The organism is Streptomyces sp. NPDC051219 (assembly GCF_040682335.1).
Taxonomy (GTDB): domain Bacteria; phylum Actinomycetota; class Actinomycetes; order Streptomycetales; family Streptomycetaceae; genus Streptomyces.
In genome coordinates this window covers 1-19849 of record NZ_JBFBAS010000008.1, presented here as the reverse complement: position 1 = coordinate 19849, position 19849 = coordinate 1, and the positions used below count along the sequence as shown (strand labels likewise).

Genomic DNA, 19849 nt, shown 5'->3' with positions numbered 1-19849 from the left:
TCATCCGGTCCACGGGCCCCTTTTGTATGTGCCGGCTACTGCCCGAGCGCGCTCATGAGCGCCCGCATGTCCTCGATCATCAGACGCTGGATGCCATCGGTGGCGGGCTCGGGAGACTCCCCGGTGGGCGGGTCCTCCCCGTCGTAATTTACGCTCACCTCGACCCGGAGGGTGAACACGGCTCCTCCGTCCCGGACCACCAGCTGCGGCCCGGTGAGGGCATCGTCGGTCACCACGAACGCCTGGTCCCCGAGACCAGGAACCTCCGTCCGGGTAACCACACCCGGGTACAACTCGTGCGGTACGAGGTTCGCCTCGAACTCCGCCGCCGGGTCGGTCTCCTTGTGCAGCTCCACGGCGGCCCAGGCGGAGTACGCCAGGAACCAGCCGTCCTTGGACGCGGTCGGCTCCCCGAAGGCAATCGAGCAGTTCGCCCGGTCCACGGCAGCGTGCGGGTGCACCGCTCCGAGCGGTTCGTCCTCCCGTCTGCCGAGTTCCCGGGCCAGCGCGGGCACTTGCGCCTCGTCGCACAGGTCTCCGTTCACCCGGTACCCGCGCAGGTCCGGCCCCCGGTCGTCGCCGGACAGGGCATAGAGGCCGCCCGCCCAGACGGCGGACGCCACGACTGCCCCGCCCAGGGCCCACAGCCAGGGTCGTAGGCCGCGGAGCTCTCGCGGCCCTCGCGGCTCGTCGGCCTCCGGGCCGATGGTTTCGGCCAGTTCCGTGGTTCCGAATTCCCCCACCATCTCCGGCTCGGAGATCACGACTGTCCTTCCCGGTCCGCCGCCGGCTCGAACGACGTGGCGCCGTGGGACGCCGGGCCGATGCGTAGCGTCTGTTCGCGGGAGTACGCCCGCAGGGAGCCGACCACCGTATTGGTCACGGCCACCAGCGGTACCGCCACCACCGCACCGCCGATGCCCGCGACCAGGCCACCCCCGGCGACGGCGAGGACCACCGCGAGGGGATGCACGCGGACGGCGCGGCCCAGGATGAACGGCTGGAGTACGTGGCCTTCGATCTGCTGGACGGCGAGGACGACGACCAGCACCATCAGCGCGGTGAACACGCCCTGGGTCACAAGGGCGACGACCACTGCCAGCGCTCCGGAGACAACCGCGCCGACGAGGGGGATGAAGGCGAACAGGAAGATGAAGACGGCCAGCGGTACGGCCATGGGGACATCGAGGAAGTAGATGCCGAGGCCGATGAAGATCGCGTCGATCATGGCCACTATCACCGTGCCACGCACGTAGGCGGTGAGCGTGCGCCAGGCACGCGGCCCGGCGGCGGCGACCCCCGGACGTGCCTGGCCGGGCACGAGCTTGAGGACCCATTGCCAGATGCTCTTGCCGTCGTACAGCAGGAAGAGCGTCGAGAACATCGCCAGGAGCATGCCGGTGAGGAGCTCGACCATCACGGTCACGCCCTGGAGTCCCGCCGAGGTGATCTCCTCGGTGTTCGTCCCGACCGTGTCGCTGAGGTTCTGCGCGATGTCGTTGATCTGCTTGTTGGTGACGTGGAACGGGCTGTCCAGCGCCCAGCGCTTGAGTTCGTCGATGCCGTCCCGCACCCGGTCGGAGAGGTTGTCGAGGTTCTCCATGACCTGCCAGACCACGAACCAGCCGACGAGTCCGATAATGACGAAGCCGGCGACGGCGGTGACGGCCGTGGCGAGTCCGCGCGGCAGGCCGAGCCGCCTGAGCCGGGCGACGGTGGGCTGGAGGAGCGCGGTGATCAGGAGTGCCGCGACGAACGCGAGTACCACCAGGCGGATCTCGCTGATGATCCGCATCAGAACCCAGAGCATGCCCGCCAGTACGAGCAGCCGCCAGCTCGCCTCGGCCGCGACCCGCACGCCCCAGGGGACGGCGTCCACGGGGTGCGGCCTGGCCGCGACGGCCGGTGCGTAGGCGGGCGGCGCGGGTACGTGATCAGGAGCCGAGGCCGATGCCTGGACAGGGGCTTCCCGGGGACGGCTCGCATGACCGGCGTGATCCGCGTGGTCCGCTTCGGCCATGTCCTCGTCGTCGTCCGCCTGGCTTGCGGCGCGGCGCTCGTTGAGGCGCTCTTCCATCCGGGTCAGCCCGGCTCCGAGGCGGCCCAGCCAGCCTGGCATTTTCGACATGATGCTTCCCTTCCCCCGGGGCGACCGTACACGCACGGAGCCCCTCACCGTAGAGACGGCGAGGGGCTCCGCGAAGTTGACGTCGACCAGCCCCTTTTCGGGGTGTCGGGCCTGGTCAGTACCAGTGGTTGGCCTGCCAGAAGCTCCAGGCACCGCACGGGCTGCCGTAGCGGCTGTCCATGTAGTTGAGGCCCCACTTGATCTGGGTCGCGGGGTTGGTCCGCCAGTCGGCGCCCGCGGAGGACATCTTGGAGCCGGGCAGCGCCTGGACGAGGCCGTAGGCACCGGAGGACGGGTTCTGCGCCCGGTAGTTCCAGGTGGACTCGTGGTTCACGATGTTGCTGAAACACTGGAACTGGTCGGCCGGCACCATCTGGCGCGCGATTGCCTTGACCTGCTCGACGGTGTACGAGCTCTGCACCGAGAACGATGACGCGTCGCGGGCCGCGGAACGGCTGGCAGCCTGCTCGGCTTCCTTTGCCTCGCGCTCCCGCTCCGCCTTCTCCTCGGCGGCTTCCTTCTTCGCCTTGGCGTCCTTGGCGGCCTGCAGTCGTGCGGCCTCCTCGGCGGACTTCTTGGCCGCGGTGTCCGCGGCGGCAGCCTGGGCGTCGGCCTGCTGGGTCAGAGACGCGGTCTGGACCTGCGCCTGCTCGCCAACGGGTATGTCTGTGAGGAGTGTCGTGCCGGCTGCGGTCGCCTCGAGATCGTTCGAGGGCTGGGTGTTGCCCGAGGCAACACCCACGACGGCGCCGACTGTGGTGACCGCAGTGGCAGATGCCACGGCGAATCCCCGGACCGAGATCCGGCTCACACGGTGTCCTTCCAGCAGCTTCCGCAGCGGTGACCTCGCGGACGCAATCGTGCCCCTGACGCTGGCCTCCGATTGCGACTGGTCACTGGAGGCACGGGCCCGTGGGCAACTCCCTTGCGAGGAGTGCCGAGTGGTGCTCGGGCGGCATACGGCTTACGGCTGTTGAGTTGTGTGGTGCTCCGTACCTCAGGAGGTACAGGTGTGCCGTATGCGGGGCCTGACGGAAGCAAGACTCTGCCGGAAGGCGACGCCGCGAAGCAATTCCCCGTTGCGTGTGAAACCTCACACCTCGTTTGCCCCAGGAGTTTTACGGAAAGAGGCGCGCAGCGCGGCGCCGCCCGGCTAGGCTCCTGGGCCTTGCCGGGCGGCGCCAACTGCCTTGCCCCTTTTGCCTGGAGGATCCTCTGCGGCGTCCTACAGGAAGGGGGCCAAAGGTGCAGAGACCTACCCTTCCTCCAGCATTTCGGTCACAAGGGCGGCGATCTGCGAGCGCTCCGAGCGGGTGAGGGTGACATGCGCGAAGAGCGGATGCCCCTTCAGCTTCTCGACCACCGCCACCACTCCGTCGTACCGGCCGACCCTGAGGTTGTCGCGCTGGGCGACGTCGTGGGTGAGGACGACTCGGGAGTTGGCCCCGATCCGGGACAGAACGGTCAGCAGGACGTTCCGTTCCAGAGACTGCGCCTCGTCCACGATCACGAACGCGTCGTGCAGGGAGCGGCCCCGGATGTGGGTGAGCGGCAGCACCTCGAGCATGCCGCGGCCCAGTACCTCCTCGATCACTTCACGGCCGGCCACGGCGGAGAGAGTGTCGAACACCGCCTGCGCCCAGGGGCTCATCTTCTCGGCCTCGGTGCCGGGCAGGTATCCGAGCTCCTGCCCGCCCACCGCGTACAGCGGCCGGAAGACCATCACCTTCTGGTGCTGCCTGCGCTCCAGTACGGCTTCCAGCCCCGCACACAGCGCCAGCGCCGACTTTCCCGTCCCCGCCCGGCCGCCCATCGAGACGATGCCGATCTCGGGGTCGAGGAGCAGGTCGAGCGCGATGCGCTGCTCGGCGCTGCGGCCGTGGATGCCGAAGGCCTCCCGGTCGCCGCGGACGAGCCGCACATTGCCGTCGGCGGTGATACGGCCGAGGGCCTTGCCGCGCTCGGACTGGAGCACCAGGCCGGTGTGGACGGGCATTTCGCTCGCCTCCGGAACGTACAGCGTGTCCTCGGAGTAGAGGAGGTCCACCTGCTCCGCCGAGAGCGACATTTCGCTCATGCCGGTCCAACCGGAGTCGGTGATGGCCAGTTCGGCCCGGTATTCCTCGGCGAGCAACCCGACCGAGGAGGCCTTGATGCGCAGCGGCAGGTCTTTCGACACGACCGTGACGTCGTACCCCTCGGCCTGCAGATTGCGTGCGACCGCGAGAATCCGTGAGTCGTTGTCCCCCAATCGGAAGCCGGCCGGAAGTACGCCGGGATCGGAGTGGTTGAGCTCGACGCGCAGCGAGCCGCCCAGATCCCCCAGGGGGATGGGGGCGTCGAGGCGGCCGAAACGGATACGGAAGTCGTCCAGCAGGCGCAGCGCCTGCCGGGCGAAGTAACCGAGCTCCGGATGGTGCCTCTTGGCCTCCAACTCCGTGATGACCACGATCGGGAGCACGACCTCGTGCTCGTCGAAGCGGGTCACGGCGTTCGGATCGGCCAGCAGGACGCTGGTGTCGAGAACGTAGGTGCGCCTGTCGGGCATGCGGCGCTTTGTACTGGTCACCACGGAAGGACGTACCCCCTCGGATGAGGTCGGGGTGCGACGGCGTCGCGGGGAGTAGGACCGGGCTCAGGCCACGATGCGCGGGCCGAGCGCCGGCCCTCCGTCGCGTCCACGAGGTTCGTGCGAACCACACGGTCGTCCTGGTGCAAAGGGCCTCCCGGGCGGACGGCCCCATGCCGTCCACTGAGATGCGACGCCCTCCGACGGTGCTTTTCGGACGTCGACCTGGGAGGGGTATTCCCTCGAACGCGCGCCGCCATGCCATGGCATATGACGGACGGTTCGTGAACGACTGGTGAAGACGTTCCCCTACGAGCCGTAGCGGCGGTGGCGGGCCGCGTAGTCACGCAGGGCACGGAGGAAGTCCACCTTGCGGAAGGCCGGCCAGAAGACTTCGCAGAAGTAGTACTCGGAGTGCGCGCTCTGCCAGAGCATGAAACCGGACAGGCGCTGCTCGCCGCTCGTACGGATGACGAGATCGGGGTCCGGCTGGCCGCGGGTGTAGAGGTGCTCCGAGATGTGCTCGACATCGATGATCTCGGCGAGCTCCTCGAAGGAGGTGCCCTTGTCCGCGTGCTCCAGAAGGAGCGAGCGTACGGCGTCGGCGATCTCCTGGCGTCCGCCGTAGCCCACGGCGACATTGACGAGTATTCCGCTGTTGCCGTCGGTGGCCTGTTCGGCCTCCTTCAGTACGGACTGGGTGCGGCCGGGCAGCAGATCGAGGGTGCCCACATGATGGACGCGCCAGCGGCCGTCGGCGGCGAGGTTGCGGACCGTGTTCTCGATGATGCCGAGGAGGGGGCGCAGCTCCTGCTCGGGCCGGTCGAGGTTGTCCGTGGACAGCATCCAGAGCGTGACGACCTCGACATCGGTCTCGTCACACCAGCCCAGCATCTCCAGGATCTTGTCCGCGCCGGCCTGGTGGCCCTGCTCGGTCGTACCGCCGGACGCCTTCGCCCAGCGCCGGTTGCCGTCGAGGATGACGCCGATGTGCTTGGGCACCTGGGCGTGGTCCAGTCGGCCTTCCACCCGGCGTGCGTAGAGCCCGTACACCAGGTCGCGCAGGTTCACGATCTTCTTGCCCCTCCGTGCAATGACTCCGTGCGTATCAGTCTCCCCCGAAGCCGCCACACTACTGCGCAGGGCTGTGGGCGGCCCAACCCAGGTGTGTCACAAGTCCGTGATAGGGAGAGAAGCGTGACTGATTCCTCTCTCCACCATCCGTACCGGGCAGACCCCTCGCGCTACGACTCCATGGAGTACCGGCGCACCGGGCGCAGCGGTCTGAAGCTCCCCGCCATCTCCCTCGGCCTCTGGCACAACTTCGGCGACGACCGGACGCTGGACTCCCAGCGCGAGATCCTGCGCCGCGCGTTCGACCTGGGCGTGACGCACTTCGACCTGGCGAACAACTACGGTCCGCCACCCGGCTCCGCCGAGCTCAACTTCGGCAAGATCTTCGCCCAGGACTTCTCGGCATACCGGGACGAGCTGGTCATTTCGACCAAGGCCGGTTATCTGATGCACCCCGGCCCGTACGGCGAATGGGGCTCCCGCAAGTACCTGCTGTCCTCGCTCGACGCCTCGCTCGGCCGAATGGGGCTCGACTACGTCGACATCTTCTACTCGCACCGCTTCGACCCGGAAACCCCGCTCGAGGAGACCATGGGCGCGCTGGCGTCCGCCGTGCAGCAGGGCAAGGCGCTCTACGTCGGAGTCTCCTCCTACAACTCGGAGCAGACGGCGGAAGCGGCCCAGCTGCTGAAGGAGATGGGCGTCCCCGCGCTCATCCACCAGCCCTCCTACTCCATGATCAACCGCTGGACGGAGGACGACGGCCTGCTGGACACGCTGGAGGAGGCCGGCATGGGCTGCATCTCGTTCGTGCCTCTCGCCCAGGGGCTGCTCACCGGCAAGTACCTCAAGGGCATTCCGGAGGGCTCGCGCGCCACGCAGGGCAAGTCGCTGGACCCGAAGCTGCTGTCGGACGAGGTGATTCGCCGGCTGAACGGGCTCAACGACGTCGCTCAGCGCCGCGGCCAGTCGCTGGCACAGCTCGCCATCACCTGGGTACTGCGGGACGACCGGATGACCTCGGCTCTGATCGGCGCGTCGAGCGTGAGGCAGCTCGAGGAGAATGTCGCGGCACTGGCCGGTCCCAGGCTCACGGACGAGGAGCTGGCGGAGATCGACACCTTCGCGGTCTCCACCCCGGGTACGAACATCTGGGCCGACCGGGGCTGAGAGCGGGGTAACCGCGGCCCTCTTTCCAGAGGCTCACGGCCGGCTCACAGGAGCGTGGGAACAAAAACGGGCCGGTCCGTGGGGGGGATACGGACCGGCCCGAGGGGGGGTTTCCACCATAACCCTTCGTAAGGGATACCGCGCGCACCGGCTCGCCGCGATTACGCTGCGAGAGCGCCCAGCAGTAGCCCGGTGAGTGCCCCGGCGGCCATGAACGGGCCGAAGGGCATCGCCGTCTTACGGCCTGCTCGGCCCCGCAGGACAAGGCCCAGCCCGTACACGGCGCCGTAGAGGAAGCCGGCGAAGGCGCCCAGCAGCAGTACCCCCCACCCGTACCACCCAAGAGTTACACCCAGCGCGAGCGCCAGCTTGACGTCGCCGAAGCCCATGCCGTTCGGGTTGATCAGGAAGAGCAGAAAGTAGGCACCGCCGAGGGTGAGCCCGCCCAGCAGTGCCGACCGCCAGGATCCGGCCGCGCCGGGGACCAGGGCGGCGACCCCGAGGAGCGCTGCGGCCGCTGCGGACAACGGCAGGGTGAGGGCGTCGGGCAACCGGTGCACTGCACGGTCGACGAGGGCGAGCAGGACGACGACCGGCGCGAGCAGCACCCATACGACCACCTCGGGCACGGTCCCGGCGGCCGCGGCGAGCGCCGCGCACACGCCGCCGGTGACCGTAGCCGTGGTGACCGGCCGTACGCCGTACCCGCCCGCGTCGCGCGACCCGGGCAGCTGCGGCTGCGGCGCCACCGTGCAGGGACGGCAGCGCGCGGCGCCCAGCCATCCCGCGGCCGGACCGGTGAGCGGGTGGCCCGCCGGGCATTCCTTACGCCACGGGACGTCCGGCTCGACGGCGAGCCGGTACACCGCACGCGGCAGCAGCAGGCCGGCGGCCGCACCGAAGCCGGCGGCGAGGACGATCAGCAGCAGGTCCACGGTCAGACCTTAGGGACCTGCGCGGCACGGGTCATGGGCCCGGGGACCCAACAAGCAGCCCGCCGGCGGCGGACGGTCAGGCCGCGCTCTCCTTGCTGGCCACGATTCGCTCCATGTATGTCTCGCCCCAATCACCCAGCGGCAGCAGTGCCGTATTGAGCGCCCGGCCCAGCTCGGTGAGCGAGTACTCCACCCGCGGCGGCACTTCCCGGTAGACCTCGCGGTGCACGATGCCGTCCGCCTCCAGTTCGCGAAGCTGCTGGATCAGCATCTTCTCGCTGACGCCCTCCACATGCCGCTTCAGTTCTCCGAAGCGGTGCGTGCCGTCGTGCAGGGCCCAAAGGATCAGCGGCTTCCACTTCCCGCCCACGACGTCGACCGCCGCGTCGAGCCCACAGCTGTACGAGACCTTGCCCTTGGCCACGGCCAACTCCTCGCGTATGTCGCCATACCTCGTGAATGCCTACTTGATACTTACTGATCCGACCGTACTCCAGGCCAGAGCAGTATGCCGGCACCGCATACAGGTCGGGATCTGACCTGTATGACGGTTAGCGTCACCTCATGACGACCACCACGGTGTCCTGGACCGCGGCCAACGCCCGTCGCCTTTCCCGCCAGTCGCTCGCGTCACCTGCCAAGAGGTCCACGCCGGCCGAAGGCAGCGGGTGTTGACGTACGTGACGTTGCGACCGCGGTTGGGTCCGAAGGCCAGCACTCCGCGGTGGGCGGCGGTGTGCATCACCTGGCGCCACCGCGGCCCACGCCGCTCGACGGACCGGCGGCGCTCGCCGAGCTGGTGCACCGCTATCTGTACGCGTACGGGCCCGCCACCCGCAGCACTTCGCCAAGTGGCTGGCGGCGCCCGGAAGCTGGGCGGCCGGACTGTTCGGCACGCTCGCCGACGAGGGCCGCATCGAGCGGGTGGAGTGCGGAGCGGAATTCGGGTTTCCGTCGGCCTGGGTCGTCGCGGGCGACACCGAGTTCCCGTCCGCTCCCCCGCGCGGGCTGCGCCTTCTGCCGTACTTCGACGCGTACGTCATCGCCTCCCAGCCCCGCGAGCTGCTCTAACCCCGGCGCCGCATACACGCGCGCCCTTTCCGGCGGCCAGGCCGGCAATTTACCCGTCCTGCTCATCGACGGGACCGCCGCCGGCGTCTGGCACCAGCGGAGGTCCGGCCGGCGGATCGACGTCACGGTCGAGCCGCTGGCTGCCCTGACCGCCGCGCAGCGGAGCGCCCTGGCGGGAGAGGTGGAGCGGACAGGCGAGATTCTGCAGGGGGAACCACGGCTGACCGTGGGAGAGGTGACGGTCGGCGGGCACGCCTGACCGCGCCCCGGATGCGGCGTCCGGCCGATCCGGCGCGTCCGCTCATCCGTCTCGCCCGGTCGATCCGGACAATGCGGCTGCCGGCCGCCGCCGGCGGGCGTACGCTCACCCGGCATCCGACGGGAGGGGTGGGAGCCATGGGGCGGCGCTGGCAGGACGGCACGGGGAAGCTGAGGATTGCCGGGCGGGACGCCGACGGCCTAGGGCTGGAGATCGCGGCCTCGTACCGCGCCAGAACCCGCGGGCTGCTCGGCCGGGACGGTGTCGACGGGGCGATCCTTCTGACGCCGGCGGGCAGTGTGCACACGTTCCGGATGCGCTTCTCGATCGACGTCGCGTATCTGGACCGAGAACTGAACGTCATCGCCGTACGGACCATGAAGCCCGGACGCCTCGGACTGCCGCGGCTGCGGTCGCGGCACGTGCTGGAGGCGGAAGCCGGCGCGATGGAGGCCTGGGGCCTGCGGCCCGGGGTGCGCGTGAGCATCGGTCAGCCGAACTTGTCCGCCTGAGCGGTCAGCAGGACCGCCGGGATGTCGGGCGTCTTCGCGTCCACGAGGTTCGCGGTGTAGAAGGTGGCGACAGTGGCCCCGGACCGCACCACGTGGAAGACCAAGGGCACGGGCTCGCCCTCGTAGTCCCCGGTCAGCTGGTACGCCAGCGCGTCGTCCCCGGCCCTCGCCGTGTCGAGCTCCTTCACCCCGGTGTACTTCGAGGGGCCGTCCTCGCCCCCCTTGGCCGTGAAGCCGCCCGCGCACGCGCCGACCGCGGCCCGCAAGTCCCCGAGTACCCGGGCGGCCTCCCGGTTCGAGGCATGGGAACCGAGGAACTCCGTGACGACCGTCTGCTCGTCCTTGCCGCCTGCGAGCCGGCGGTAGACGGTGGCGGTCGCGAGCGGCTCCGGTTTGCCGTTGAGTACGGCGGTGAGCGGGAGGCAGGCCGACTTGTCCGCCTTCCCACCGGCGGGCGGGCTGCCGGGCAGCGTGGTGACGGTGTATCCGGCGACGTCTCCGGTGGCCAGGGCTGCCTTGTCCAACTCCGCGGCGGTGAGGGGCCCCCGTACGTTGTCGTCGGTCTGGCCCCGATTCTGCTTCTGCTTCTCTTCCTGCTTCTGCTCCTGCTTGCGCTTGCGTTCCTTTGCGTTCGGCTTCGTATCCCCGTCCGACGAACCCGAACCCGTGGCCGAACCCGAGCACGCAGCCGTACAGCCCATCGCCAGCGCCGCCACGGCCGCCATCAAAGCCATGCGCCACCGTCCCGTGCGTACGTTCATTCCCCACCACTCCCGTGCCCGTACCGGCCGTCGCTCGCTCGCTCGCAAGCTAACAACGGGCACGGACATGACGCATGGGCTTACGGACCCAGAGCCGGGCCCAAGGTCATCCCCCCGTGCCCCACTCCACCACCCAGCCGCGTTCCTCGAAGTGCGACCGGACGGTACGCGGGTCTTCCACCCACTCGCCGACGCTGTTCTTCTCCAGGGCGGGGTCGAGCGCGGTCTGGATCAAATAGCCACCGGATTCGCCGGCCTCGCCCGGGAGTCGTTCGACGAGCACATAGCGGCCCGCGCCCTCTCCGGCGAGCAACCGGCCGACGGTCCCCACCGGAACCGGAACCGGTTCAGGGTCCGGGTCCTGGCGGCACTCGTCCCGGTCCTGGCCCTGGTCCCTGCCCACTCGCGGCTCGTCCGCCTCGTCGCCGTACTCCGCCATCGCCACAGCCAGGTAGTCCCCGCCGATCCCCGCGGAGACCCGACGCAGTCGGTCCGCCGCTGCCGACGCTTCGTCACCGTCCCCCGCCCCCGACAGCAATGCCACGTCGGCTGCCTGGGCTTCGTCCTCCCGGGTCAGCAGGTCGTCGGTCCCGGTACGCCGGCCCAGCCTGAAGGCGAAGTTGCGAGCGACGGAGGACGACTGGATCGCGGCGGAGGGGTTCTGGGCGACGATCAGGCCGAGGCCCGTGTGGAGACCGACGGCGGCCTGGCGGGCGTATGCCGCGGCTCCCACGCTCTCGTCGCCCCGCGACAGTTCCTCAAGTCCCTCGATCACCCCGCGCAGTTCAGCCGCTTCGGCACGATCCGACTTCTCGTCGGCCTGGGAATCCCAGAGGAGGTCCAGTGCGCGGCGGTAGGTACGCAGATCCCCTTCCCGGCCCGAGTCGCGGGATACGGTCCAGAGGAGCACGGCGCAGATTCGTTCCGCCAAGGACGCCGCAAACAGCCTGGCATGGACGAGAGATGCCGAACCGGCGAAACTCTCCACACTCTCCAGCACCGTCACTCCAGCCAGTAGAACGTCCGGATCTTGGTTCCGCGTTCCTTAGAATACACCTTGCCCGAAATGCGCCCGCCCGTACCGCGAATGAACGGACCGCAGACTTCGGAACAGACACTGCGCGATGCACCACCCGCAATCGGCACACCGCCGGCTTTGTCTATGGCAAGCAGTGCATTGTGTTCGGCGTGTGTGTATCCCTTCTTGTTCATCTCGACCGGAACGTCCCCGAGTTGCCTGGCCATGCTGATCTGCTCCAGCGACAGGCCCTCGCCGCTGGCTGCCACCACGTTCTTCTCGACCCAGCCGCCCTTTCCGTCGGGGAACCTGGCTCGGATCACGGCCGTGGTCTTGTTCTTGACGTCCCAGTCGTTGCCGGCCTTCTTCTGGTACTCGGAAGAACTCCCCTGCAGATCGTCCGCAAGGTCGCGCAATTCCTGTTCCGTGCGCTTCTTGCACGGGTTGTTGTTGTGTACGAGGGCACTGGCCGAGCCCACGCCCACGTAATAGGTGTGAATTCCCCCGATGGTGAGGTCATGGGTCCGCAGGCGCTCGGTGAAGTGCCCGACCGCGGTGACCGGGAGGTCCGCACCCGATGAGGTGCGCAGCCGGTCTCCCGGCCTGATGTCTCCTGCGTCCGTCCAACGGCGCTCGTCGGCGAGCCAGAACGGGTGCGTGTCCGTGGCGGTGAGCGTGACCGCGCCACTGTCCCCGGCACGGCGGCCCCCCGCACGGCCGCCGTCCCTGGCATGCCCATCCCCGTCGCCGTCGTCGAGGACGGTGAGGACGGTGAAGTCCTTGTCGTCCTCGGTCGTGATGAGCGCCACCACGGGGCGTGCGGTGGTCAGCCCCCGGTCCGGATCGGTGACGGTGACCAGGTCGCCCAGCCGTACGTCCTCGATGGCGGTACGCGTGCCGTCGGCGAGCAGCACCTGCGTACCCGGAAGGAAGCTGTGCCTGCCGGTGCGGCAGGCGGCCTTGTCCGGAGCATTCGGATCGTCGGGCTTCTTCTCGCGTTTGGGGAGCTTCTTCTTGAGGTCCTCGACCTTGCCCTTGAGCCGGTCGATCTTCTTCTTGGCGTCCCACATTCCCTTGGCGCCACTGATCGTGTCGCCGCCGTGCTTGATCAGGTTTTCGACGACTTCCTTGCCCTTTTTCCACTGGGTGGGCCACCCGTACTTCTTGAGGACCTTGGCCGGCAGGCCGCCGATGAGCGAGGTCACGATGTTGATCGCGGTCTCGCCGCAGGATGCGGCGTTTCCTTCGGTGAAGCACTTGACCGCGTCGGTGATGCCGAGTTCTTCCGCGAGGATGGCCGCGAGTTTCTTTGCCGCCTCGACGGCCTTCTGCTTCTCCTTCTCGTACTCGCCCTCGGCGTCCTGGAGTTCCTTGAGCGCGGCGTCGTAGTCCTTTTCAGCCTGCGTCTTCTCCAGCGGATCGGTGACGACGGGGTGGGTGTCCCCCGTACCGCTGTCGCCGGTTTCAGTACCGTCGGCGCCGGCGTCGGCGTCGGTCGCGTCGCCTTTGCCGTCGTCGGTCTCGCCGGTCCCGTTTTCGCCGCCGTCCTCGCCGCCGTTCCGCGCCTGCGGATCGCCGCCACCGCAGTCCGCGCCGCCCCCGAGCCGGCAGACCTGCGCGCCGATCTTCGCCGTCAGCTCGGCACCGATGCCGGTCGCCACCAGCCCGCCGACGAGCGCCACGACCACCAGCACCAGACCCAGGTACTCCACCGCCGTCTGGCCACGGTCGGCGACCCCGAGCCGGAACATCCGCCGCGGAGAACAGCCGTGCGGACGACCGGCGTTCACGGCCCGGCGGACTCGGCTCCGGTCACGGTTAGCAGGCATGCTCACGACCGTAGGCAGCGGGTCACCTCGACGCATGGGCCTGCAGGCCCAACCAGGGACCTCAAATCGGAGCGGCCGGTCAAGGCCTCACAGCCGGGCGTTGGCGTGGGTACGGCGCTCCCGCTATCTCCGGCCGTCCATCGCCAGGTCCAGCACGACCGCGATCGCACACCCGGCCAGCACCGCAGCCGTGGGGGCGGCGATGCCCTCCACCGACAGCACCTGCCAGTTCAGGGCCATGTCCGCCGCCCGGTTCACCAGCGGGACGGTGAGAGCTGCCGCCAAGTGCGGGACAGGATGCTCACGGTGCGGTTCCGGGTGGGCTCGGGAGGCTGCCAGGGTGACCAGGAGAGCGCACAGCAGGGTCGGCAGGTGGAAGAGCAACAGCCGCCAGCCGAAGGACCCGGTGCGTTCCGCCGAGGAGAGTGGTTCGGTGACAGCACTCCAGAGCATGTACTGACTGAGCAGCAGAACCACGATGCCGGTGGCCCAGGCGCGCATCAGCCCGAAGAAGGCCGGGGCCCGCGCGGGGCGGCTGCGCTGCCAGGGGTAGGGCTCCTGCGAGCTGCTGCGCATGGGGTGGCTGCCTTTCGCGGGTAGTCGTCGAACGTGGCCGCGGGCGAGCGGGTTCGCGGAACTGTACGGAAGCGGACGCTCCGGGGCCATGGGCCCCTGGGCCCACCGCGATCGCCGGATGCGGCCCCAGCGGCGGCCCCAGCGGCGGGCCCGGGGCGGCCCAGGTGCGGGGGTTCCGGCTGCGTACGGCATTCTTGACCGCGCTGGACCGAGGCGCGCGGCACAGGAGAGGGGTAGCGGCAATGGGGAAAAACCCACACGTCAGAGCGCTGGCCGAGCTCATGCCGCCGGTGCACGGCGCCGATGAGCAGGTGGACTGGGCGGCTGCCGAAGCCGTCTGGAACACCCGTTTCCCGGCCGACTACATGGCGTTCATGGCGGCCTACGGCGGCGGTGGAATCAACGGCGAGGCCGGTGTACTGCTGCCGCTGCCTCAGCAGGGCCCGCAATGGGAGCCCGGCTGCATCGCGAGCGAGACGGCGAACGCCCGCTACGCGTGGGAGACCGACGGCGGCCGGAGTTCTCTCGGCATCGACCCCGACGCCATCCTGGCGTGGGGCGTCACGGCCGGCCCGGACATCCTGTGCTGGCTGACCACGGACGAAGATCCGGATCGCTGGCCGGTGCTGGTCGTCGGCCGTCATACCTCGTCGAGGTTCACGGTCCATCCGTACGGAATGACCGAGTTCCTGTGCAAACTCTTCCTCGACAATTTCGAGGAGTGCCCCGTCAGCCTCGTCTTCTGGGACGGGGCCCCACCGCGCTTCGTGCACTGGCGCGAGGAGCAGCGGCGCTGGCAGGCCGGGCTGAACCCGGACACGGGCGAGCCGGATCCGTACGCGGGTGTCGCTGTCGGCTAGGCCCTGTCCGGGCAATCTTCGAGAATCAGCCCGCGGCGTCGGACGCGGCGCATCGCAAGGCGGAGGATCGCCCCCGTACCGGACGCACTTGGGCGACTCCGGCAACGCAGCGAGGTGCCGTAGCTGTCGTCGCGGGCCCGACAAGATCGCCCGGACAGGGGCCTAGGCCCCCCGGCCGGTGACCGCCACACTGGTGACGATGCGGTTGATCTCCGCGTCGGACAGGGCGTTCCCGGTGGCGTTGATCCGTACGAGCACCGGTTCGTCGTCGGGGTCCATCGTCACGACGTCGACGCCGCGGACCCGCTCGGCGCCCTGGCCGACGGCGTACGTGTAGTCGATCCGCTCGGCGTCCCGGTCCCCGATACGGAACTGCTTGCTGCCGTTGATCTTCGCACCCGGCTGTACCGAGGCCATGGCCCCGGCCGCCGCCGTGGCCGCGTCACCCGCCTTCATGAAGCGCAGTTGTACGGCCACCTTGGCGACCTCGTCCCGGTTCTTGCCCGTACCCTCGACCAGCACAGCGGCGGCATCGGCCTCGCCTCGGCTGCGGGCGGGAAGCTCCGTCCATCCCTCCGGACAGGACAGCGAGACCGCCCCGGCCCGCAGCGTCTGCCTTCCGTCGCCGGCCCCGGACGGGCCGTCCTGGGCCGCCCCGCATCCGCTCAGTACGCCGAGCAGGCCGGCCATGCCCATCGTGGCCGCCGCCAGGCTCCTGGCGTAGGCGTGCGTGGGCTCATGCGGAGGTTTATGCGCTGGTTCGTAGGAATGCGAGTTCGTGTACGCACCTGGCAACATCGCGTCTCTCCTCCCGCTCGCCCGGTCAGTTCGCACAGTAGCTGTAGGGCGTGTACGCCCTGGTCCCGTCGGCCTTGGGGGCGCCCAGGAACTTCGCCTCCTCCAGCTCCATGTGGCTGTTCTCGAAGCTGATCTTCGCGCCGAGGCTGAGGCCGAGGTTGACCTCGAACCCGTACTCCTCGGCGGAGATCGATCCGATGAACCGCTGGTAGCTCGAGATCCCGTCGCGGAACATCAACCGGCCGAAGTCGTCGGCCGCCTCGGCCGGCAGCCGGTCAGGTGCCCTGTCCCCGTAGATGTACGTGAAGGGGGCGGCATTGTCGCCGGAACCGTCCAGCCAGTTCTCGACGATTTCGCGGTTGCCCCTGACCTCGGCGACCTTGCGCGGATCGCTCTCCGTCGCCGCGTCCCCGGGCGGCGGGAAGGTCAGACTGTTGGTGACGACGTGCGTCTCCCGGTCCTTGTCCGAGCCCTGTGCACTGGCCTTGTCCTTCTTCGGTTTTCCGGCCGCGTCCGTGTCCCCGCTGCCGGCGTTCCGGTCGCCGGTGATCTTGCCGTTCTCGGTCCTGCGGGTCTCCATGGACTGGGTGATGTCGATCCGGGCGACCGAGCCGTCCGCGTAACGCATCACGGTCATCGTTCCGGTCCGGATCTGCCCCTTTTCGACCTTGTCGCTGAGGGGCCCGAAGGTGAGCTCGGCCGTACCGGCGTACTCCAGCTGGAACTGGTAGGTGTAGCCCCTCGTCGGCGGCTGCGTCGCGTTGTTGTTGGTGATCGTCGCCTCCGGGGCGATCTTGAGTTTGCCCCCGAGCTGGAGGGCGAGTCCGTCCTCGCTCTTCTGCGCCTTCTTCAGCGCTAGGTCGCCGGTGCCCTCGAGGCCGATTTTGCCGAAGGTGATGTGCTGGTCGCCAAGACGCTTGTTGAGCTTGTCGCGGAGGTTCGCCTCCTCTGCGATGGGGCCCTTGCCGAAGATGGCCAGCAGGCCGTTGCCGGCGGAGCCGCCGTGTGCGGCGGAGTGGCGGTTGGACAGCTCAAGTGCTTTGAGCCGCTCGACGTCGTCCCGCAGCTCCTTGGCCTCTTCCCTGCTGTTGAACAACCAGGTGTCGCCGATGGTCACCTTGATACCGGCGCCGAGTTCGACCTTCTCGCCGCCGAGTTTCCCTAACCGCGCGCCGGCCTTCGGGGAGCCCTTGACGCCGATGGAGGCGGCGTCCGTGAAGGTGAGGAACACCTTGGTCCTGCCGTCGGGGGTCGTGAACTCCTGCTCCTGGAAGCCGTATTCGTTGCCGAACGAGAACCAGGCGATCTTCGCCTCGGCACCCGCCTTCTCCTCGGTCGTGGACGTGTTGCAGAGCGTGGGCTCGTAGTCCTTGTCCTGCTTGCCGGGCGTCCCGGCGGCTTCGGGGCCGCTGCCGCAGTCGCCGCCGAACAGGCGGCAGATGGCGGTGTGCAGACCGCCGGTGATGGCGCCGCCGACGCTGGTCGCGGCGATACCGGCGATGAGCGCGACGACCACGACGACCATGCCGAGGTAGTCGAGGGCGGTGGCGCCGCGGTCGAGGGCGCGGGTGCCGCGGTCGACGGAGCGGGTACCGCTGTCGGGGGCGCCGCTGTGGGGGGCGGGTGGCCGGTTGCCTTTCCGGCCAGTGCCTCGGCTCGGTCTCACGGTCCGCCTTCCCACCGTCATGGTCGTGCCGGCCTGTTCTCCACCGGTCCGGTTTCCGGTCCGGACCGGTCTTCGGTCCGGTTCCGGTCGTGAAGGACGGTAGGAGCGGGTACTGCGCCTGGCGTGGGCCCGAGGGCCCAAGTCGACCTCTGGGAGGGCCTGAAGTTGACCCTGGGACCGGTGGGTCCGTGGTGTTGCCGACTGATTCAGCCCCGGGCGGGCCGAAATGGGCTGGCTGAGGCGCTGGTCGCACCGGCATCCTGTCCACATGCTGATCAGAGAAGCCACAGCGGAGGACTGGCCCGCCATCTGGCCGTTCTTCCGACAGATCGTCTCCGCGGGCGAGACCTTCACGTATCCGCTCGACCTGAGCGAGGAGGACGGCCAGGACTGGTGGCTGGTGTCCGACCCGAACCGCACGGTCGTCGCCGTGGACGACGCAGGTGTGGTCCTTGGTACGGCAAAGATGAACCGCAACCACATGGGCAATGGCTCGCACATCGCGAGTGCCAGCTACATGGTGGACCCGAAGCATTCGGGACGGGGCGTGGGCCGGGCGCTGTGCGAGTACACGGTGGAGTGGGCGCGTGCGGCGGGTTACAGGGCGATGCAGTTCAACGCGGTCGTGGAGACGAACGAGAACGCGGTGAAGCTGTACCGGTCAATCGGCTTCGAGGTACTGGGCACGCTCCCGGAGGGCTTCCGGCACCCGACCAAGGGTTTTGTGGGCCTGCACATCATGCATATGGCGCTCTGAGCGGACGGGGGCCAGTTGGGGCCGGCGGGAGTCCTGCGCGGACGAGTCGCACTGCGGCCACTGGGTCCGCCGCACGGGTGACCGCCCGGTCCACAAAGACATGTGACGCACCAGCGGCAATGGCAGCCACGCGGTGTGCCGGGCCGGGCGTGCTCGGACGGGGACTCTCCGGGGAGCGCGACTCCCGGCGTGGCGATCAGGGTGTCAGGTCCCAGCGCACCACGAAGTGGCGTGACTTCCCGCGGTGACGCGATCACGCCGTGGCATCCAGCGTGTTGCGCCAGTCGGGCCATGCGCAGCACCTGCTCCTCGGTCGAGTCGTTGACGCCGACGTCAGCGAGATCGGAGCTGGTCATGCTGGTGACGACGGTCAGAGCCAGGACGCGGAGGCGTGGAAAGTCGCCGTCACCCGAGCCGCACTCACCCCGCCCGACGTAGGGCCAGCGCCGTGGCCAGGGTGGCGACCAGGCCTCCCGTGCCCGCCGCGATCAATGCCACGGGTGGCGTGGTGAGGTCGAGCAGTACCCCGCCGCCCAGATAGGAGATCGCCGCGGCCACGCCGACCGCCCCGTACAGGCTGCCGAAGACCCGGCCCATCAGGTCCGTGGGTACCGTGCGCTGGATCAGGGTGTTGGTGGCCACGTCCATCGCCGCGATGCCGAGGCCGCGCGTGGCCTGGACGGCGAACGCGGCGGCCACCGACCAGGCCAGGCCGGTCAGCAAGTTGCCGGTACTGCTCACCGCGAAGCCGAGCAGCAGCAGTACGGTCATCGAGAACTTCGGCCCCCGGCTGCCGAGCAGCGCGTAGCCCGCGAACAGTCCGATCCCGACCGCCGCCAGCAGCAGACCGACCGCGGAGTCGCCGCCGTGCAGGGTGTCCCTGGCCAGGAAGACGAGTGCGACGTCGTCGATCGCGTTGAACCCCACCACGGCGAAGAAACCGAGCCCGATCACCCGCAGCAGCGGAGTAGCCACGATGTAGCGCAGTCCCTCCTTCGTTTCGCTCCACATCGTCGTGGTCCTCTCGATCGACGATGCGGGCCGCGTGCCGGGCAGCAGGGCCAGCAGAGCCGCTGACAGCAGGAAGGTGCCCGCGTCGACGAGCAGCACCCCGCGGATATCCAGCAGCGGCAGGAGCAGCGCCGCGACCAGCGGTCCCAGCGTCTCGCCGCCGTTGGTGCCCAGGCCGACAGCGGCATTGGCACCCTCGAGGTCCCGGTCGCGTACGAGCGTGGGGACGATGGCGCGAGAGGCGGGCTGGAAGATCTGGCCCGCGATGGCGCGAAGCCCGACGAGCACCAGGAGTACGGGCATCGAGGGCATCCACAGCGCGACCAGCGCCATGAGCGCCGCCTGCACCAGCTCGCTGGTGACCATGACCCGCTTGTGGTCGAACCGGTCGCTGATCGCGCCGGTCAGCGGCCCGAGCAGAGCGGGTGCGAAGTCGCCGACGAGGAGCAGCAATGCCACGGCCAGGGCCTGCCCGGTTGAGTCCGCGACGTACAGCATCAGGGCAACCAGGCTGAGCGAGTCGCCGAGGAAGGACACCGTGCGGGCGGTCCACAGCACGCTGAACGGCCGGTTCGCTCGAATCAGCCGGAGCGCCCCGGCGGGCCTCGTTTCCACCCGGAGGATCCTCCCGGATGGCTGAGCGCCGGACCATTGCATTTTGCGCGCGCCCTGTAGCGGCCGGCCCGTTCATGTGGCGTCCGGCCGCATGGCGGACATAGCGGCGGTCCGGACCGCAAGGGGCGCAACGGTCCGGACCTGGTGTAGGGTCTCGCCGCCGATGACATGTCGATCTTCTGTGACCTGCTGGTTCTCTGTTGTCTCACCGCGATGTCACCCAAGATCAGTCTCAGATCG

The 19849-nt window shown here is 69.1% G+C and carries 18 protein-coding genes and 2 pseudogenes; 5 read left to right on the top strand and 15 right to left on the bottom strand.

Annotation, left to right across the window (positions count from 1 at the left end):
* Positions 1 to 35 precede the first annotated feature (35 nt).
* The 5 genes from AB0M62_RS12000 to AB0M62_RS11980 all read right to left on the bottom strand — a co-directional run bounded on the left by AB0M62_RS12000 (position 36) and on the right by AB0M62_RS11980 (position 5768).
* Entirely contained in the window at positions 36 to 764 is a 729-nt protein-coding gene (locus AB0M62_RS12000) for a hypothetical protein (RefSeq protein WP_366074035.1), read from the bottom strand.
* On the bottom strand, positions 761 to 2128 hold the full coding sequence (locus AB0M62_RS11995) for an AI-2E family transporter (RefSeq protein WP_366074034.1): 1368 nt from the start codon (positions 2126 to 2128) through the stop codon (positions 761 to 763). Before AB0M62_RS11995 ends, AB0M62_RS12000 begins: the two co-directional genes overlap by 4 nt.
* A 115-nt stretch (positions 2129 to 2243) precedes the next feature.
* Positions 2244 to 2939: a transglycosylase SLT domain-containing protein gene (locus AB0M62_RS11990; RefSeq protein ID WP_366074033.1), complete on the bottom strand. Its 696-nt coding sequence runs from the start codon at positions 2937 to 2939 to the stop codon at positions 2244 to 2246.
* A 444-nt stretch (positions 2940 to 3383) separates the two neighbouring features.
* Entirely contained in the window at positions 3384 to 4700 is a 1317-nt protein-coding gene (locus AB0M62_RS11985) for a PhoH family protein (protein WP_366074032.1), read from the bottom strand.
* 306 nt (positions 4701 to 5006) lie between these two features.
* A complete protein-coding gene (locus tag AB0M62_RS11980) occupies positions 5007 to 5768 on the bottom strand; it encodes an isoprenyl transferase (protein WP_366074031.1) in 762 nt (253 codons plus the stop codon).
* 126 nt (positions 5769 to 5894) lie between these two features.
* Here AB0M62_RS11980 and mgrA point away from each other — a divergent pair, with 126 nt between their 5' ends.
* Positions 5895 to 6941, top strand: coding sequence for an L-glyceraldehyde 3-phosphate reductase (gene mgrA / locus AB0M62_RS11975; protein ID WP_366074030.1), 1047 nt, complete (start codon positions 5895 to 5897; stop codon positions 6939 to 6941).
* 161 nt (positions 6942 to 7102) lie between these two features.
* Here mgrA and AB0M62_RS11970 read toward each other — a convergent pair whose 3' ends face one another.
* Positions 7103 to 7876, bottom strand: a complete 774-nt coding sequence (locus AB0M62_RS11970; RefSeq protein WP_366074029.1) for an A24 family peptidase — start codon at positions 7874 to 7876, stop codon at positions 7103 to 7105.
* 76 nt (positions 7877 to 7952) lie between these two features.
* Entirely contained in the window at positions 7953 to 8300 is a 348-nt protein-coding gene (locus AB0M62_RS11965; protein WP_366074028.1) for a helix-turn-helix domain-containing protein, read from the bottom strand.
* A gap of 360 nt (positions 8301 to 8660) precedes the next feature.
* Between AB0M62_RS11965 and AB0M62_RS11960 the strand changes: the two are divergent.
* Positions 8661 to 9206: pseudogene (locus tag AB0M62_RS11960) on the top strand (crosslink repair DNA glycosylase YcaQ family protein); the annotation flags it as partial.
* 137 nt (positions 9207 to 9343) lie between these two features.
* Positions 9344 to 9718 carry a DUF192 domain-containing protein gene (locus AB0M62_RS11955; RefSeq protein ID WP_366074225.1) on the top strand — a complete coding sequence of 125 codons (375 nt, stop codon included), beginning with the start codon at positions 9344 to 9346 and terminating at the stop codon, positions 9716 to 9718.
* Here AB0M62_RS11955 and AB0M62_RS11950 read toward each other — a convergent pair.
* The 4 genes from AB0M62_RS11950 to AB0M62_RS11935 all read right to left on the bottom strand — a co-directional run bounded on the left by AB0M62_RS11950 (position 9697) and on the right by AB0M62_RS11935 (position 13902).
* Complete coding sequence (locus AB0M62_RS11950; RefSeq protein ID WP_366074027.1) at positions 9697 to 10479, bottom strand: hypothetical protein; 783 nt, start codon at positions 10477 to 10479, stop codon at positions 9697 to 9699. The genes AB0M62_RS11955 and AB0M62_RS11950 overlap by 22 nt on opposite strands.
* A 106-nt stretch (positions 10480 to 10585) precedes the next feature.
* The gene (locus AB0M62_RS11945) at positions 10586 to 11410 is read right to left on the bottom strand and encodes a hypothetical protein (protein ID WP_366074026.1); all 825 of its coding nucleotides are present in this window, start codon (positions 11408 to 11410) and stop codon (positions 10586 to 10588) included.
* 71 nt (positions 11411 to 11481) lie between these two features.
* The gene (locus tag AB0M62_RS11940; RefSeq protein ID WP_366074025.1) at positions 11482 to 13326 is read right to left on the bottom strand and encodes a polymorphic toxin-type HINT domain-containing protein; all 1845 of its coding nucleotides are present in this window, start codon (positions 13324 to 13326) and stop codon (positions 11482 to 11484) included.
* A 123-nt stretch (positions 13327 to 13449) separates the two neighbouring features.
* Complete coding sequence (locus tag AB0M62_RS11935; RefSeq protein ID WP_366074024.1) at positions 13450 to 13902, bottom strand: hypothetical protein; 453 nt, start codon at positions 13900 to 13902, stop codon at positions 13450 to 13452.
* Between the two features lie 242 nt (positions 13903 to 14144).
* Here AB0M62_RS11935 and AB0M62_RS11930 point away from each other — a divergent pair, with 242 nt between their 5' ends.
* The gene (locus AB0M62_RS11930) at positions 14145 to 14762 is read left to right on the top strand and encodes an SMI1/KNR4 family protein (RefSeq protein WP_366074023.1); all 618 of its coding nucleotides are present in this window, start codon (positions 14145 to 14147) and stop codon (positions 14760 to 14762) included.
* 162 nt (positions 14763 to 14924) lie between these two features.
* Here AB0M62_RS11930 and AB0M62_RS11925 read toward each other — a convergent pair whose 3' ends face one another.
* Together AB0M62_RS11925 and AB0M62_RS11920 are read right to left on the bottom strand one after the other, a co-directional pair.
* Entirely contained in the window at positions 14925 to 15560 is a 636-nt protein-coding gene (locus tag AB0M62_RS11925) for a hypothetical protein (RefSeq protein ID WP_366074022.1), read from the bottom strand.
* Between the two features lie 25 nt (positions 15561 to 15585).
* Positions 15586 to 17226: a hypothetical protein gene (locus AB0M62_RS11920; RefSeq protein ID WP_366074021.1), complete on the bottom strand. Its 1641-nt coding sequence runs from the start codon at positions 17224 to 17226 to the stop codon at positions 15586 to 15588.
* 268 nt (positions 17227 to 17494) lie between these two features.
* On the opposite strand from AB0M62_RS11920, the gene AB0M62_RS11915 reads away from it, so the two are divergent.
* A complete protein-coding gene (locus AB0M62_RS11915) occupies positions 17495 to 17983 on the top strand; it encodes a GNAT family N-acetyltransferase (protein WP_366074020.1) in 489 nt (162 codons plus the stop codon).
* 221 nt (positions 17984 to 18204) lie between these two features.
* On the opposite strand, the pseudogene AB0M62_RS11910 reads toward AB0M62_RS11915, so the two are convergent.
* A pseudogene (locus AB0M62_RS11910) lies at positions 18205 to 18339 on the bottom strand (orotidine-5'-phosphate decarboxylase); the annotation flags it as partial.
* Between the two features lie 64 nt (positions 18340 to 18403).
* The gene (locus AB0M62_RS11905; RefSeq protein WP_366074019.1) at positions 18404 to 19609 is read right to left on the bottom strand and encodes an MFS transporter; all 1206 of its coding nucleotides are present in this window, start codon (positions 19607 to 19609) and stop codon (positions 18404 to 18406) included.
* Positions 19610 to 19849 lie beyond the last annotated feature (240 nt).

Bases quoted from the DNA above. Each gene is read 5' to 3' on its own strand.
- AB0M62_RS11995 (WP_366074034.1), bottom strand. From the start codon at position 2,128: ATGTCGAAAATGCCAGGCTGGCTGGGCCGCCTCGGAGCCGGGCTGACC.
- AB0M62_RS11955 (WP_366074225.1), top strand. From the start codon at position 9,344: ATGGGGCGGCGCTGGCAGGACGGCACGGGGAAGCTGAGGATTGCCGGG.
- AB0M62_RS11950 (WP_366074027.1), bottom strand. From the start codon at position 10,479: ATGAACGTACGCACGGGACGGTGGCGCATGGCTTTGATGGCGGCCGTG.
- AB0M62_RS11935 (WP_366074024.1), bottom strand. From the start codon at position 13,902: ATGCGCAGCAGCTCGCAGGAGCCCTACCCCTGGCAGCGCAGCCGCCCC.
- AB0M62_RS11930 (WP_366074023.1), top strand. From the start codon at position 14,145: ATGGGGAAAAACCCACACGTCAGAGCGCTGGCCGAGCTCATGCCGCCG.
- AB0M62_RS11925 (WP_366074022.1), bottom strand. From the start codon at position 15,560: ATGTTGCCAGGTGCGTACACGAACTCGCATTCCTACGAACCAGCGCAT.
- AB0M62_RS11915 (WP_366074020.1), top strand. From the start codon at position 17,495: ATGCTGATCAGAGAAGCCACAGCGGAGGACTGGCCCGCCATCTGGCCG.
- AB0M62_RS11940 (WP_366074025.1), bottom strand. From the start codon at position 13,326: ATGCCTGCTAACCGTGACCGGAGCCGAGTCCGCCGGGCCGTGAACGCC.